The sequence below is a fragment of the Sphaerisporangium sp. B11E5 genome, assembly GCF_039871875.1.
In the GTDB taxonomy this organism is placed as follows: domain Bacteria; phylum Actinomycetota; class Actinomycetes; order Streptosporangiales; family Streptosporangiaceae; genus Sphaerisporangium.
The window spans coordinates 40321-55630 of sequence record NZ_JBDPMD010000011.1; the positions used below are offsets into that span (position 1 = coordinate 40321).

The window sequence follows — 15310 nt, forward strand, 5'->3', positions numbered from 1 at the left end:
GCATCTTACGCCCGCACCAGCCGGACCGCCTGCTCCAGGAGGCCGGGGGCGTCGTACGGCAGCCAGCTCACCCGCGGGTCGCGGCGGAACCACGACTCCTGGCGGCGCGCGAACCGCCGGGTCGCCCTGATGGTCTCGTCGACGGCTCGCTCCTCGGTCCACTCCCCCGCGAGGAACCTCAGCACCTGGGCGTACCCGAGGGCCCGCCCCGCCGTGCGGCCGTCCGCCAGGCCCCTGGCCTGGAGGGCACGCACCTCGGCGACGAGACCCGCGTCCCACATGCGGCGCACCCGCAGGGCGATGCGCTCGTCCAGCTCGGGCCTCGGGACCTGGAGACCGATCTGGACGGAGGGGTAGACCGCGTCGTACGACGGCATGGTGGCCGAGAAGGGGCGGCCGGACAGCTCGATGACCTCCAGTGCGCGCACGACGCGGCGGCCGTTGCTCGGCAGCACCGCCTCGGCCGCGGCGGGGTCGAGCTCCTTGAGCCGCTGGTGCATCGCCGCCGGGCCGAGGACGTCGAGCTCGGCCTCCAGGCGGGCACGGACGGCGGGGTCGGTGCCGGGGAAGTCCAGATCGTCCAGCGCGGCCCTGACGTACAGGCCCGAGCCGCCGACCAGCACGGGAACGATGCCGTGCGCCCGCATGCGGTCGATGAGGGGGCGGGTGAGGCGCTGGTACTCGGCCACGCTGGCGGTCTCGGTGACGTCCCAGATGTCGAGCAGATGATGGGGGACGCCGCGGCGCTCGGCCTCGGTGAGCTTGGCGGTGCCGATGTCCATGCCGCGGTAGAGCTGCATGGAGTCGGCGTTGATCGCCTCGCCGCCCAGGCGCAGGGCCAGCTCCACCGCGAGGTCGGACTTGCCGGCGGCGGTGGGCCCCACCACGGCCACCACGGGGGGGCCGTCCATCACAGGGCCCAGTCGAGGGTGGGCTGCAGGTAACCCTCCAGGGTGAGCAGCCAGCGTTTGTCCTCGACACCCTCGCCGCCGCTGAACCCGCCGAGGCCGTTGCCCGCGACGACGCGGTGGCAGGGCACCACGACCGGGATGGGGTTGCTCCCCATGACCGACCCGATGGCCCGGGCCGGGACACCCGCCCCGCTGGCCTCGGCGAGCGCGCCGTACGTGGTGACGTGCCCGTAGCCGACGGTGGTGGTCAGCGTGCCGAGGACCCTGCGCTGGAGGGGGGACATCAGGCGCCAGTCGATCTGTACGGTGAACGCGCGCCGCCGCCCGGCGAAGTACTCGGCCAGCTCGGTCGTGGCCTGCAGCGTGCGGGCCGGGTCGGCGGTCTCAGGGAGGCCGAGGCGGGCCAGCACGGCCTTCCTGACACCGTCACCGTCCTGGAAGGCGGTCGCCGCCACGCCGTCCTCGGTGACGGCCACGAGGAAATCCCCGAGCGGCGTCGGGACGGTTCCGAACGCGACGGTCATGCTCCCGCCTTCCTGGGTTCCTGCCGGTGTCACTTCTCACGGTAGCGGTGGGTGGCGACACTTCCGGACGGAGTCGTCGCTCAGCGGCGCCAGGAGACGACGTGGTAACCGACGCCGTAGGGCGCCTCGTCGTACAGCGCCTCCGCGCGGAAGGCGCCGTTCCGCCCCGCGCCCGCGAGCACCTGGAGCGCGGCCCGGCCCGCCACCCAGAGGTCGTCCGCCTCCGCGGGGTCCATCGTTTCCAGGGCTTTCGTGTCCGCCGCGGCGAGAGCCCGGGCCAGGGCTCGGTCATAACGGCCGGCATCCGGGTGCAGGTAGCCGGGTGCCTTCACGGTGAGCGCGGCCGACCCGTCGGCCATGACGAGAAGCGCCACCCGCGGGGCCCGTGCCGCGAGTTCCGCCCCGACGGCCAGGCACTCCTCCGGTGCGGCATCCATGGCGACGGCCTGGTACCCGTGCGGCCCGTCCACCCCGGCCCGGTCCATGAGCCACCGACCGACGGTCAACGACAGGGGAAGCACCGGCCGTCCCGTCCCCACCCGGACATCGACCCCCCACGGGGCCAGTGTCCCCGCCGCCTCCCCCGGATACCCCGTGGTGACCGTTCCCCCACCGACGACGAAGAGGACGTCCGCCCCGCCCAGCCCTCGGACCGCCGCCACACAGCTCTCCCGCAGCCCGTCCAGCTCCACCGCCGCGCCCCCCGCCAGCTCGGGGGCCATCAAAGGAGGATGCGGGCACACAGCGGCGGCGACAAGCACGCGATCAGGCTAACCGCTTCCGCTCTCCACCCGGTCCCGGTCCTCCCGCCGGGCCGGCCGGAGGGAGGACGCAGGCCGGCCGGGGTCCCGTTGAGGGCCCCGGCCGGGTGGAGGAAAGAGGAGAAGGGTCAGCTGCCGCCGAAGTCCTGGGTCCACCAGGGGCCGCCGGGGCCGAGGTGGACGCCTACGCCTATGGCTTTCAGCTTGCAGTTCATGATGTTGGCGCGGTGGCCGGGGCTGTTGAGCCAGGCCTTGACCACGGCGGCGGGGGTGGCCTGGCCCCGGGCGATGTTCTCGGCGTACATCGAGCTCTTGTAGCCGGCGGCCTTGATGCGGTCCCAGGGGGAGCGGCCGTCGGCGGAGGTGTGGTCGAAGTAGCCCTTCGCGGCCATGTCGTCGGAGTGGCCGCGGGCGGCGGCGCGGAGTTTCTCGTCGATGCGGAGAGGGCCGCACCCCTGGCCGGCGCGGGCCTCGTTGGTCAGGCGGGCGACCTCGTTCTCGGTGGCCACCAGGGTGGAGGAGCCGCCGGAGGGAGCCGAGGTGGGCTTCTTCGTGGGGGTCGCCGTGGGGGTCCTGCGCGGCTTGGGCTTGGGCTTGGGCGTGGTGCTCGCGGAGGGCTTGGCCGTGGGGGTGGGGCTCGGGCCGGGGATCTCGACGTCGCCGACGCCCTTGAAGGCGTTGGGCTGCTGCGGGAGCGGCTCGACGTAGCCGGCGTCGCCGTCGGGGCCGACGCCCGAGCCACCGGCCGGCGGGGCCTGCGCGTCGTCGTTCGGCTTGTTCTTGGCGCTCTCACCGTCGCGGACGGGGGCGTCCGGCTGGGCGTCCTGCGCGCCGCCGCCTGAGCCGCCCGCACCCGCGCTGCCCGGGCCGGCGTCGCCCGCGGCGGGCGCCTCCTCCAGGGTGGCGTCGCCGGGGTCGGCCTCGGGGCCGACGGGGGCGGCGTCCTCGGCGGGGTTCTCCTCGCTCTGCCCGGCCACCTGCTTGCCCGAGGAGGACGTGGGGGCGGCGGTGCTCGGACCACCGGTGAGGGCGATGACACTCCCGGCGGTGACGGCCGCGGCGACGACGGCCGCCGCGGCGCTGATCACCAGGGTGCGGCGGCGGCCCGAGGAGCGCGCGGCCGCCGAACGCGCGACCCGGGACGGGCGCTGCTCGGACGACAGATATTCCGTGGGGAAGGAGGCGGGCGGTGGGAGAGGGCTGGACTCGTCGTAGGGGCCCGGCGACGTGGGGTCGTGCCGATCCATGTAGTTGACTCCTGCGGGCGTATCGGGAAGAAAGCGCTCCGGCTTCCGCGAGTGCACGTCACACTAGCCCCAAACGTCGCGTTATCGCACCTCAATCACGGAAGAATCACGACTTGCCAACTGTTGGACCGATCTCATAACGGTCCAATCACCCCAGGGCACACCCCAGCCCCACCACTGCGGCGAGCCTACCGAGAGCCCCGCCGCCTGGTGTCCGAAATGCCGTATCTAGTGGGAAATGAGGGACTCTAGGAGCGCCGGAGCACCGGCATCCCGAGTGCCACCGCACCCGGCTTGCCGCCCCCGGACGGCACCCCGCAGGCCGCGGCGTCCGCCGCCTCCCAGGCATCCCCCGCCCGGGTACGCCGGATCGCCAGCGCGGGCCCGTCCGCCACCAGGTGGTGCGGCGCCGCGTAGGTCACCTCGACCGTCACCATGTCCCCCGGCCGTGGCCGCGCCCCGGCCCCGCCGGCCAGTGTGGGCACGAAGTGCACGAGACGGTTGTCGGGCGCCCGCCCGGACATGCGGTGCGTGGCCTCGTCCTTGCGCCCCTCCCCCTCGGCGACCAGGACCTCCAGCGTGCGGCCCACCTGCGCGCGGTTCTCCTCCCAGGAGATGTCGTTCTGCAGCGCCACCAGCCGCTCGTACCGCTCCTGGACGACCTCCTTCGGCACCTGCCCGTCCATGGTCGCCGCGGGCGTGCCGGGCCTGATGGAGTACTGGAAGGTGAAGGCGTTGGCGAACCGGGACCGCCGCACGACCTCCAGCGTGTCCTGGAAGTCCTCCTCGGTCTCGCCGGGGAAGCCCACGATGACGTCGGTGGAGATGGCGGCGTCCGGCATGGCCGCGCGCACCCGCTCGATGATGCCGAGGTACCGCTCGGCCCGGTACGACCGCCGCATGGCCTTCAGCACGCGGTCCGACCCGGACTGCAGCGGCATGTGGAGCTGGTGCATGACGTTGGGGGTGGCCGCCATCGCCTCGATGACGTCGTCGGTGAACGCCGCCGGGTGCGGCGAGGTGAACCGCACCCGCTCCAGGCCCTCGACGTCCCCGCAGGCGCGCAGCAGCTTGCCGAACGCCAGCCGGTCACCAAACTCCACGCCGTAGGTGTTGACGTTCTGCCCGAGCAGCGTGATCTCCAGCACCCCGAGCTCCACCAGGGAGCGGATCTCGGCGAGGATGTCGCCGGGCCTGCGGTCCTTCTCCTTGCCGCGCAGCGCGGGCACGATGCAGAACGTGCAGGTGTTGTTGCACCCGACCGAGATGGACACCCACGCCGCGTACGGCGACTCGCGCTTGGTCGGCAGGGTGCTCGGGAAGACGTCGAGCGACTCCTTGATCTCGACCTGCGCCTCCTGGGCGACGCGGGCACGCTCCAGCAGCACCGGCAGCGACCCGATGTTGTGGGTGCCGAACACGACGTCCACCCACGGGGCGCGCCGGACGATCTCGCCCTGGTCCTTCTGCGCGAGGCAGCCGCCCACGGCGATCTGCATGCCGGGGTTGCTCGTCTTGGCCGGGCGCAGGTGGCCGAGGTTGCCGTACAACCTGTTGTCGGCGTTCTCGCGGACGGCGCAGGTGTTGAAGACGACGACGTCGGCGGTCTCGCCGGCGCCCGCCCTGACGTATCCGGCGTCCTCCAGCAGGCCCGACAGCCGCTCGGAGTCGTGTACGTTCATCTGGCACCCGTACGTGCGTACCTCGTACGTGCGGGAGCGCTCCTCGGTGACAGTCATCTCGATGACAAGCGTAGGCGCTCCGCGGCCCCGGGAACGCCTCACGGCCCGGCTCGTCCGCATTTCGGGGCCTGCGCAGGGCCGCGATCCGAGCCTGTGACAAGGCCGTGATGGGATCGGTACCGCGCGGTTAGTGACAGGCGGCATTGACCACCTACGTTGTCCAGCATGACGGACAACGGGGACGCGACACCTCTGGTCAGAGTGGAGAACGTCAACAAGCACTTCGGCTCGCTCCACGTGCTCAAGGACATCAACCTCACGGTGTCCCGGGGCGAGGTCGTAGTGATCATCGGCCCGTCGGGGGGCGGCAAGTCCACGCTGTGCCGGGCGATCAACCGCTTGGAGACCATCGACTCGGGCAGCATCACCTTCGACGGCAAGCCGCTGCCCGCCGAGGGCAAGGCGCTGGCCCGGCTGCGGTCGGACGTGGGCATGGTGTTCCAGTCGTTCAACCTCTTCTCCCACAAGACCATCCTGGAGAACGTCACCCTGGGTCCGATCAAGGTGCGGGGCGTGTCCCGCGCCGAGGCCGAGAAGAAGGGCATGGAGCTACTGGAGCGCGTCGGCATCGACAGCCAGGCGGGCAAGTACCCCGCCCAGCTCTCCGGCGGCCAGCAGCAGCGCACGGCCATCGCGCGGGCCCTGGCCATGGGGCCGAAGATGATCCTCTTCGACGAACCCACCTCCGCGCTGGACCCCGAGATGGTCCAGGAGGTGCTGGACGTCATGATCGGTCTCGCGCGGGAGGGCATGACGATGGTCGTCGTCACCCACGAGATGGGGTTCGCCCGCCGCGCCGCCAACCGCGTGGTCTTCATGTCGGAGGGGCAGATCGTCGAGGAGAACACCCCCGACGAATTCTTCACCAACGCGCGCACAGACCGCGCCAAAGACTTCCTCTCCAAGATCCTTACCCACTGACAATGTCACGACGTCACGCCCGGTCTCGCACAGGTGCCGAGGCCCGACGCGCCGTCCCGCCTGCGCGGAAGCGGCAGCCGACCGTTCGTCACGAAGAAAGCTGAGGAAACGCACATGCGTACACGACAGATCGGGGCCGTCCTGGTTTCGGCGGCGGCGCTGGCCGGAAGCCTGACCGCCTGCGGCGGCGGTGGCCCCACCACGGCCCTGCAGAAGGCCCAGAACGACAAGAAGCTCGTCATCGGCGTCAAGTACGACCAGCCGGGCATGGGCCTGAAGAAGCCGGACGGCACCGTCGAGGGCTTCGACGTGGACGTCGCCAAGTACATCGCCAAGGAGCTCGGCGTCCCCGAGAGCGGCATCACCTGGAAGGAGGCGCGGTCGGCCAACCGCGAGACCTTCCTCCAGCAGGGCCAGGTCGACATGATCGTCGCCACCTACTCCATCACGGAGGCCCGCAAGCCCAAGGTGACCTTCGCCGGGCCGTTCTACATCGCCCACCAGGACACCTTGATCCGGGCGGACGACTCGTCCATCACCTCGCTCGACACCCTCGCGGGCAAGCGCATCTGCCAGGTGACCGGCTCCAACTCCTGGAAGAACATCGCCGAGGGCACCAACAAGATGAACAAGAAGGTCGACGTGGAGCTGGTCCCGGCCGGCGGCTACGACGAGTGCATCACCAAGCTCAAGGGCAACGCCATCGACGCGGTGACCACCGACGACATGATCCTCGCCGGGTACGCCAAGCGTGAGGGCAGCGCCCTGAAGGTCGCCGGCGCCCCGTTCACCGACGAGAAGTACGGCGTCGGCCTGAAGAAGGGCGACAAGGAGACCTGCGAGGCGGTCAACAAGGCGATCACCAAGATGTACCAGGACGGGACTCTCAAGTCGCTGTTCGACAAGCACTTCAGCGGCACCGGCCTGAACTTCACGGCCACCAGCGCGCCCGCCGCCGAAGGCTGCGCCTGACCCCGTCCCCGGGCGCCGGTGAGGTCCGCCTCACCGGCGCTCCCGTCTCCGGTGGAACCTGTGGAGCCTGATGGACGCGTTTCTCGACTTCAGCCCCCTGGCCGAGCAGTTCGGCACGATCATGCTGGGATTCTGGGCGACGATCCGCCTCACGCTGATGAGCGCGCTGCTGTCGCTGATCCTCGGCACCGTGCTGGTGGCGATGCGGGTGTCCCCGACGCCCGTGCTGCGCGCCGCCGGCACGATCTACGTCAACGTGCTGCGCAACACCCCGCTCACCCTGGTGCTGCTGCTGTGCGTGCTCGGGCTGAGCGACACGTTGCAGTACACCCTGTCCGGTGACTCGTCCACCAACTACTACTGGTGGGCCACCATCGGCCTGTCCGCCTACACGGCGGCCTTCGTGTGCGAATCGCTGCGGGCCGGCATCAACACCGTGCCAGCCGGGCAGGCGGAGGCGGCGCGGGCCATCGGGCTCACCTTCACGCAGTCGCTGCGGCTGGTGGTGCTCCCGCAGGCGTTCCGCTCGGTGATCGCGCCGCTCGGCAGCATCCTGATCGCGCTCACCAAGAACACCACCATCGTGATCGTCGCCGGGTACATCGAGGCGGCCTCGGTGATGCGGCAGATGTTCGACGACTACGGCGGCACGCTGCCCATCTTCCTCGGCTTCGCCGCCGGGTACATGGTGCTGACCCTGCCCACCGGCTTCCTGTTCGGGTGGCTGGCCAAGCGACTGGCGGTGAGCCGATGAGCACGGCGAGCGTGCTGTACGACGTCCCAGGGCCCCGCGCGCGGCTGCGCAACAACGTGCTGACCCTGGTGTCGGCCGTGGTCGTCCTCGGCATCGGCTACGTGGTGGTGCGCGGGCTGGCCGACAAGGGGCAGTTCGAGGGCAGGCTGTGGGAGCCGTTCCTGCGGGCGGACGTCTGGAGCAACCAGATCATCCCCGGCCTCATCGCGACGGTGCAGGCCGCCGTCCTGTCGGCGGTCCTCGCGCTGGTCTTCGGCATGGTCTTCGGTCTCGGGCGGCTGTCGGACCACGCCTGGATCAGGGTGCCCGCGGGCTGGGTGGTGGAGTTCTTCCGGGCCATCCCGCTGCTGCTGCTGATCTTCTTCGTGCAGTTCTTCCCCGCCACGGCCAGCGGCTACACCGTCAACGTGCCCGCCTTCACGGCCGTGGTGATCGGTCTCACCCTCTACAACGGCTCGGTGCTCGCCGAGGTGTTCCGGGCGGGCGTCCTGGCCGTGCCGCGCGGGCAGTCCGAGGCGGGGTACGCCATCGGGCTGCGCAAGGGCGGCGTGATGCGGCTCATCCTGCTGCCGCAGGCCACGACCGCGATGATGCCGGCGATCGTCAGCCAGATGGTGGTGCTGCTGAAGGACACCGCGCTCGGCTGGGTCATCGCGTACGAGGAGCTGCTGAACTTCGGGCTGAAGCAGATCCCGGCCAACTTCGGCAACCTGATCCCGAGCGCGATCGTGATCTCCCTGGTGTACATCGCGATCAACATGGTCCTCGGCTACGTCGCCGTCGTCCTGGAGCGCCGCAGCCGCCGGAGCCGCCGCAGCGCGGCCCCGCCGGTGCAGGCGCCCACAGCGGTCGGCGTCGGCGGCGGAGGCGGCATGGGACTCGGCACCGGAGGGGGCGGCACCTAGACCGGTTTCAGCGCCTCGCCCTCGACGACCCGCGCCGATCACTCACGGCGCCGGATCACAAGGTGCACCTGACCAGGCACTTCCGGGCTCGTGCGGGAAACAGGCCCACAGTCGCCCAGGCCCGCCGTCCGTCGTGGCGGCGGGCCCTTCCCGGCCATGCAGCCGTCACGGAGCGTCACCGGATGGCCGGATCCGGTATCCGTGCCGTAACGGGCACACGCGGCGGCGTTTTCCGGCAGGATTCCGCTATGCCCCCCACGCCCGCTCCCGGGCAACCCGGCACCTGGCCCTCACCGATCTCGACCGCCGACGTGGTGCGGTCCGGCGTGCGGCCCGGTCACCCGTCGGTCGTCGGCGCGGAGACCTGGTGGGAGGAGGACCGTCCCGCCGAGGGCGGACGGCGCACCGTCGTCCACGTCGCCGCCGACGGCACCCGCCGCGAGCTGCTGCCCGCGCCGTGGGACGCCCGCACCCGGGTCCACGAGTACGGCGGCCGGTCCCACGTCGTGGCGCCCGGCGCGGGCCTGGTGTTCGCCCACCACGCCGACCAGCGGCTCTACCTGCTGCCCGAGGGCGGCGGTGAACCCCGGCCGCTGACACCCGAGCCCGAGGTCGAGTGCGGGCTGCGCTACGCCGACCCGCTGGTGCGCGACGGCGAGATCTGGTGCGTCCAGGAGCGGCACACCGGGGACGGCAAGGTCACCCGGTCGATCGTGTCCGTGCCGCTGGCGGGTGGCGACGTGCGGCAGCGGGTGAGCGGCCACGACTTCTACGCCTCGCCCGCCCTGTCCCCCGGCGGCACGCACCTCGCGTACATCTGCTGGGACCACCCGTCGATGCCGTGGACGGGCACCGAGCTGCGCGTCGTGCGGCTCGCGGGCGGCGACCCGTGGTGCGTGCGCGGCGGGCGGGACGAGTCGGTGCTCGCGCCGCGCTGGAAGGACGACCAGACGCTCTACCTCGTCACCGACCGCTCCGGCTGGTGGAACCTCGAGGAGGTCACGCTGGGCGGCGGCTCGCGCGCGTTGTGCCCAGCCGAGGAGGAGTTCGCGTGCGTGTCCGGCGAGCTCGGCGGCGCGCCGTACGCCGTGCTCGGCGACGGGCGGCTCGCGGTGCTGCACGGCCGGGGGGACCTGCGCCTCGGGGTGCTCGACCCGGCCACCGGGGTGCTCACCGACCTCGCCACGCCGTACGGCGGGTGGTCGCCCTGCCTCGCCGCGGACGGCGCCGCGGTGTGCGGCGTCGCGTACGGCCCCGCGCTGCCCCGCTCCGTCGTGCGGGTGGACGTCGCGACCGGGCGGGCCGAGACACTGCGCCGCGAGGCGGCCGGGGTGCCTCCCGGCTACCTGCCGGTGCCCCGGCACGTGGAGATCGCGGGGCGGGACGGGCGGCCGGTGCACGCCATCGTGTACCCGCCGGCCAACCCGAGCGTGCCGTTCTCCGAGGGGCCCGCGCCGTACGTGGTGTTCGCGCACGGCGGGCCGGCCACCCACGCCGTCGCCGCGCTCGACCCGCACAAGGCGTTCCTGACCAGCCGGGGCATCGGCGTGCTCGACGTGAACTACGGCGGGTCCACCGGGTACGGCCGGGAGTACCGCGACCGGCTGCGCGGCCAGTGGGGGGTGGGCGACGTCGAGGACATCGTGGCCGCCGCGCGGTGGCTGATCGCCGAAGGGCTGGCCCACCCGGCGCGCGTCGCGGTCCGGGGCGGCAGCGCGGGCGGCTGGACGGCCATGGCGGCGTGCTGCGCGTCCGGCGTCTTCCGCGGCGGGGTGTCCGTCTCGGGGGTGGGGGCGCTGGCGCCGCTCACCGCGGCCACCCACGACTTCGAGTCGCGGTACGTCGAGTGGCTGGTCGGGCCGCCCGACCCCCTGCTGTACGCCTCCCGCGAGCCGATGTCCCGCATCGCGGGCATCCGGTGCCCCATGTTGCTGATGCAGGGCAGGAACGATCCAGTCGTGCCGCCCGCCCAGGCGGAGGCCGTCGTGGCGGCGCTCACCGAGCGGGGGGTGCCGTGCGCGTACCTCTCGTTCGAGGGCGAGGGGCACGGGTTCCGCCGCGCCGAGACGCGTAGCGCGGCGCTGGCGGCGGAGCTGGCGTTCTACCAGCAGATCTTCCGCCCCTGACCCTTGGCGGGGCGGCGGGCCGTCAGCGGGCGAACTCGGTGGCGCGGGACTCGCGGACCACCGTGATGCGGATCTGGCCCGGGTAGGTCAGCTCCTCCTCCACCTGCTTGGCGACGTCCCGGGCGATCACCTGCGCCTGGATGTCGTCGATGGCGTCCGGGCGCACCATCACCCGGATCTCCCGGCCGGCCTGCATGGCGAACACCTTCTCCACGCCGTCGTACGACTGGGCGATCTCCTCCAGCCGCTCCAGCCGCTTGACGTACGCCTCCAGGGACTCGCGCCGGGCGCCGGGGCGGCTGCCGCTGATCGCGTCGGCGGCCTGGGTGAGCACCGCCTCCACGGTGCGGACCTCCACCTCGCCGTGGTGGGCCTCGATGGCGTGCACCACGTCCTCGTGCTCGCCGTACCGCCGGGCGATCTCGGCGCCGATCAGGGCGTGGCTGCCCTCCACCTCATGGGTGAGGGCCTTGCCGATGTCGTGCAGCACCGTGCAGCGCTTGAGCAGCATGGGGTCGAGGCGCAGCTCGCTGGCCATGATGCCCGCGATGTGCGCCGACTCGATGAGGTGCTTGAGCACGTTCTGCCCGTAGGAGGTGCGGTAGCGCAGCTGGCCGAGCAACGTGACCAGTTCGGGGTGCATCTCGGTGATGCCCAGCTCGACCAGGGCGTCCTCACCGGCGCGCACACACAGGTGCTTGACCTCGTCCTTGCTGCGCTCGTACGCCTCCTCGATGCGCTGGGGGTGGATGCGGCCGTCCAGCACGAGCTTCTCCAGCGTCAGCCGGGCGGTCTCCCGGCGTACCGGATCGAAACACGACAGCAGAACGGCCTCGGGGGTGTCGTCGATGATCAGGTTGACGCCGGTGGTGGACTCGAAGGCCCTGATGTTGCGGCCCTCGCGGCCGATGATGCGGCCCTTCATCTCGTCGCCGGGCAGATGGAGCACGCTGACCACCGACTCGGCGGTCTGCTCGGTGGCGACCCGCTGCACGGCCAGCGTCACGATCTTGCAGGCGCGCTTCTCGCCCTCCTTGCGTGCCTCGCTCTCGATCTCGCGCACGATCAGGGCGGCTTCGCGTTTGGCCTGGTTCTCGATGCTCATGACCAGCTCGGCCTTGGCCTGGTCGGCGGTCAGGCCCGCGACCCGCTCCAGCGCCTCGCGCTGCTTGTGCTCGATCTCGTCCAGGGCCTGGCTGCGACCGGCCAGCTCGGCCTCGGTCTCGGTGATCGCGCGCCCGCGTTCGGCCTGGCGGCGGGCCTCCTCGTCCAGGCGCTGCTCGCGCTCGGCGAGACGGAGCTCACGGCGTTCGAGGTCGGACCTGAGCTCCTTGAGCTCGTTCTTCAGGACGCGGGTCTCCTCCTCGACGTCCTTGCGCATGCGCAGCGCGCCCTCCGCGGCGGCCTCCGCCCGGCGGAGCACCTCGCCGGCGTCGCTCTCGGCCTTGACGCGGATCTCGGTGCCCTCGCGGCGGGCCTGCTCCAGCTCGGCGTGCACCTCGGCGAGCTGGTCGGGAGTCGCGTCCTTGCGGACCGCGCGTCCACCACTGGTCCGGCGTATCAGCACGACCAACGCGACGATCGCGATGACTGCCAGCAGGACAACGGCTACCGCCAGCATGATCACGATTGTCGACGTCATGCGGGTGCACCCCTCCTCGCGTCGCGACCAAGCACACGAGGCGTCACACCCACAGCACGGAACGGCCCGGCCGGGCGATTCTGGTCAGACAAATATGGACCGGCGTCCTGGCGCCGAAGCACCCGGCCACTGGTTGTGATCGGTCTTGATCGTCCGTCGTCAACCGTTATCGCGATCCGCACTGCGCGGAGTAACTCCTCACTGTGGTCGAGATTAAGCGTCAGAGAGGTAACGAGCAAGCAAAGTCCGCCCGTCAAGACGGTTTTGCACGCTCACGGCAGCGGGGTGGGCACGCTCCCATGGGACATCTAGCCTGATTAGTCAGGATTTGTCGGATAACACGGGAAAATTGCGCCGGTGAGAAGCGTGGGGGGTTCCCTCCCGGCTCATGATCGTTCAACCGTGCCGGACGGGCGTGCGGTCCCGGGACGGCCCCGGCGCGGCCCGGCGTACCGCGCGGGATGGGCCCCATTTCGGACGCCCGTGCCTGCCCGGCGTCTCCTCGGGCCCTGCTCCCGTCCCCGATTCCGGAGATTCTTCCGTCCTTTCGGGCAACTCGCCCGAACAGGGGTAGGGGGCTGCCATGGCACGCATCGGATACACCATGATGAGCGAGCAGACCCCTCCCCGGCAGCTCGTCGAGGACGTGGTCGCCGCCGAGCACGCCGGGTTCGACTACGCCGTCATCTCCGACCACTACTTCCCGTGGCTGGAGGAGATGGGCCACTCCCCGTACGCCTGGTCGGTCCTCGGCGCCGCCGCGTACGCCACCGAGTCACTCCCCCTGATGACGTACGTCACCTGCCCGACGATGCGCTACCACCCCGCCGTCGTCGCCCAGAAGGCCGCCACCATCGGCGCCCTGTCCGGTGGCCGCTTCACCCTCGGCCTCGGCGCCGGGGAGAACCTCAACGAACACGTCGTCGGCCGCGGCTGGCCCCCCGTCAACATCCGCCACGAGATGTTCGGCGAAGCCATCGAGATCATCCAGGCCCTGTTCGGCGGCGAGTACGTCAGCTACCGCGGCGACCACTACACCGTGGACTCCGCCAAGCTGTACGACCTCCCGCCCAGCGAGATCCCGATCGCCATAGCCGCCTCCGGCTCCCAGTCGGTGGACTTCGCCGCCGAATACGGCGACGCCCTGGTGGCGGTCCACCCCGACACCGCTCTGGTCGACCGCTTCCAGACCTCGGGCGGCTCAGGCAAGCCCATCTACGGCCAGCTCGCCATCTGTTACGACCAAGACGTGGAAGCCGCCAAGACCCGGGCCCACCGCCTGTGGCGCTGGTTCCCCGCCGGCTGGAAGGTCCTGTCCGAACTTCCCGCCCCCGTCAACTTCGCCGCCTACTCCCAGTTCGTCCGCCCGGACGACGTGGCCTCCCAGGTCCCCTGCGGCCCCGACGTCCGCCCCGTGGTGGACGCCGTACGAAAGTTCACCGACGCCGGCTTCACCCACGTGGCCCTGGTACAGATAGGCGGAGCCCACCAGGAGGACTTCCTCACCTGGTCCCAGAAGGAACTCCTCCCAGCTCTCCACGCCCTCTGACCCCGGCTCCCCACCACCGCGCAGCCGGTCCCCGGTCACGGCCCTGAACGGCACACACGAACCCCGCGCCGCCGTACGGCGAGGTCTCGGGGGGCGCGTACACGCCAACCAGCCGGCGCCGCCGTACGGCGAGATTTCCGGGGACGTACACGCCAACCACCCGGCGCCGCCGTACGGCGAGATTTCCGGGGACGTTCACGCCAACCACCCGGCGCCGCCGTACGGCGAGATTTCCGGGGACGTACACGCCAACCACCCGGCGCCGCCGTACGGCGAGATTTCCGGGGACGTACACGCCAACCACCCGGCGCCGCCGTACGGCGAGGTTTCCGGGGCATACACGCGAACACCTGGCGCCGTACGGCGAGGTCTCGGGCGATGGGTCAGTCCAGTCCGTCGAACAACTCGTCCTCGGTGGGCTGGCCCTCGGATTCGAGTGCCTCGCGGACGACGCGGTAGGCGATGCCGCCGGAGTACCCCTTGCGGGCGAGCATGCCGGCAAGGCGGCGGACGCGGGCCGCGGGCTCCAGGCCCTCGGTGGCCGGGAGGCGGCGTGCCACCAGCCGGCGGGCGGTCTCCACCTCCTGCTCGGGGTCCAGCCGGTCGACGGCGTCCCGCACGGTGTCCTCCGCGACGCCACGGGTGCGCAGCTCGGACGCCAGGGCACGACGCGCCAGCCCGCGCCCGGCGTGCCGCGAATCGACCCACGCCTCCGCGTACGCCTCGTCGTCGATCAGCCCGACCTCGGTGTACCGGTCGAGCACGGCCTCCGCCACGTCCTCCGGCACATCCCTTTTCCGCAACGCCCGCGCCAGCTCCGCCCGCGTACGCGGCGCCAACGTCAGCAACCGCAAACAGATGGCCCGCGCCACCGCCGCCGGATCAGCCTCCGGCCCCGACGCCGCCACCGACCCGGGCACAGGCCCATCGAACCCCTGCCCGGCCCCCCTGGACCTGCCCGACCTCCGCCTGGACGCCCCGGACCGCCCGGACCTACGCCCCGCACCGCCCAACTGAGCGGACGCCTCCCCGGACACCTCGAAATCCGCCTCGGAGAACCCGAACCGATCGGACGCCTCCTCCGACGTCCCGGAATCCTGCCCGGAGAACCCGAACCGGCCGGAGCTCTGGGCTGAGGGTCCGCCCCGGCCGCCGTTGTCTCCAGGAGGGGACTCGCCGCCGTCGCCCCGGGTGGGGGCGGTGGGGTAGGGGCCGGGGTCGTCTGCGGGCATGCCTGGTCAGCTCCGGGGCGGCGG

General features: G+C 71.7%; 13 protein-coding genes. 6 read left to right on the forward strand and 7 right to left on the reverse strand.

Features of this window, described 5'->3' with window-relative positions:
- Positions 1–5: 5 nt before the first annotated feature.
- The 5 genes from miaA to miaB all read right to left on the reverse strand — a co-directional run bounded on the left by miaA (position 6) and on the right by miaB (position 5182).
- On the reverse strand, positions 6–911 hold the full coding sequence (gene miaA, locus ABGB17_RS13565; protein WP_347629124.1) for a tRNA (adenosine(37)-N6)-dimethylallyltransferase MiaA: 906 nt from the start codon (positions 909–911) through the stop codon (positions 6–8).
- Entirely contained in the window at positions 911–1435 is a 525-nt protein-coding gene (locus ABGB17_RS13570) for a methylated-DNA--[protein]-cysteine S-methyltransferase (RefSeq protein WP_347629126.1), read from the reverse strand. Before ABGB17_RS13570 ends, miaA begins: the two co-directional genes overlap by 1 nt.
- 80 nt (positions 1436–1515) lie before the next feature.
- Positions 1516–2157, reverse strand: coding sequence for a hypothetical protein (locus ABGB17_RS13575; RefSeq protein ID WP_347629128.1), 642 nt, complete (start codon positions 2155–2157; stop codon positions 1516–1518).
- Positions 2158–2324: 167 nt separating this feature from the next.
- A complete protein-coding gene (locus ABGB17_RS13580; RefSeq protein ID WP_347629129.1) occupies positions 2325–3443 on the reverse strand; it encodes a CAP domain-containing protein in 1119 nt (372 codons plus the stop codon).
- A 248-nt stretch (positions 3444–3691) separates the two neighbouring features.
- Complete coding sequence (miaB, locus tag ABGB17_RS13585) at positions 3692–5182, reverse strand: tRNA (N6-isopentenyl adenosine(37)-C2)-methylthiotransferase MiaB (protein WP_347629131.1); 1491 nt, start codon at positions 5180–5182, stop codon at positions 3692–3694.
- Positions 5183–5350: 168 nt separating this feature from the next.
- Here miaB and ABGB17_RS13590 point away from each other — a divergent pair, with 168 nt between their 5' ends.
- The 5 genes from ABGB17_RS13590 (at position 5351) to ABGB17_RS13610 (ending at position 10863) form a co-directional block, all read left to right on the forward strand.
- Positions 5351–6106, forward strand: a complete 756-nt coding sequence (locus ABGB17_RS13590; RefSeq protein ID WP_347629133.1) for an amino acid ABC transporter ATP-binding protein — start codon at positions 5351–5353, stop codon at positions 6104–6106.
- A gap of 114 nt (positions 6107–6220) precedes the next feature.
- Complete coding sequence (locus ABGB17_RS13595) at positions 6221–7078, forward strand: glutamate ABC transporter substrate-binding protein (RefSeq protein WP_347629135.1); 858 nt, start codon at positions 6221–6223, stop codon at positions 7076–7078.
- 70 nt (positions 7079–7148) lie between these two features.
- Positions 7149–7832, forward strand: coding sequence for an amino acid ABC transporter permease (locus tag ABGB17_RS13600; RefSeq protein ID WP_347629137.1), 684 nt, complete (start codon positions 7149–7151; stop codon positions 7830–7832).
- Entirely contained in the window at positions 7829–8737 is a 909-nt protein-coding gene (locus ABGB17_RS13605; protein ID WP_347629139.1) for an amino acid ABC transporter permease, read from the forward strand. Before ABGB17_RS13600 ends, ABGB17_RS13605 begins: the two co-directional genes overlap by 4 nt.
- A 248-nt stretch (positions 8738–8985) precedes the next feature.
- Positions 8986–10863 (forward strand): prolyl oligopeptidase family serine peptidase, encoded by a 1878-nt coding sequence (locus ABGB17_RS13610; protein WP_347629141.1) that lies wholly within the window; start codon positions 8986–8988, stop codon positions 10861–10863.
- A 22-nt stretch (positions 10864–10885) separates the two neighbouring features.
- On the opposite strand, the gene rny is transcribed toward ABGB17_RS13610, so the two are convergent.
- Entirely contained in the window at positions 10886–12505 is a 1620-nt protein-coding gene (gene rny, locus ABGB17_RS13615; RefSeq protein WP_347629143.1) for a ribonuclease Y, read from the reverse strand.
- Positions 12506–13088: 583 nt separating this feature from the next.
- Between rny and ABGB17_RS13620 the strand changes: the two genes are divergently transcribed.
- Complete coding sequence (locus tag ABGB17_RS13620) at positions 13089–14054, forward strand: TIGR03557 family F420-dependent LLM class oxidoreductase (protein ID WP_347629145.1); 966 nt, start codon at positions 13089–13091, stop codon at positions 14052–14054.
- A gap of 383 nt (positions 14055–14437) precedes the next feature.
- Here ABGB17_RS13620 and recX read toward each other — a convergent pair whose 3' ends face one another.
- Complete coding sequence (gene recX / locus ABGB17_RS13625) at positions 14438–15286, reverse strand: recombination regulator RecX (protein ID WP_347629147.1); 849 nt, start codon at positions 15284–15286, stop codon at positions 14438–14440.
- Positions 15287–15310 lie beyond the last annotated feature (24 nt).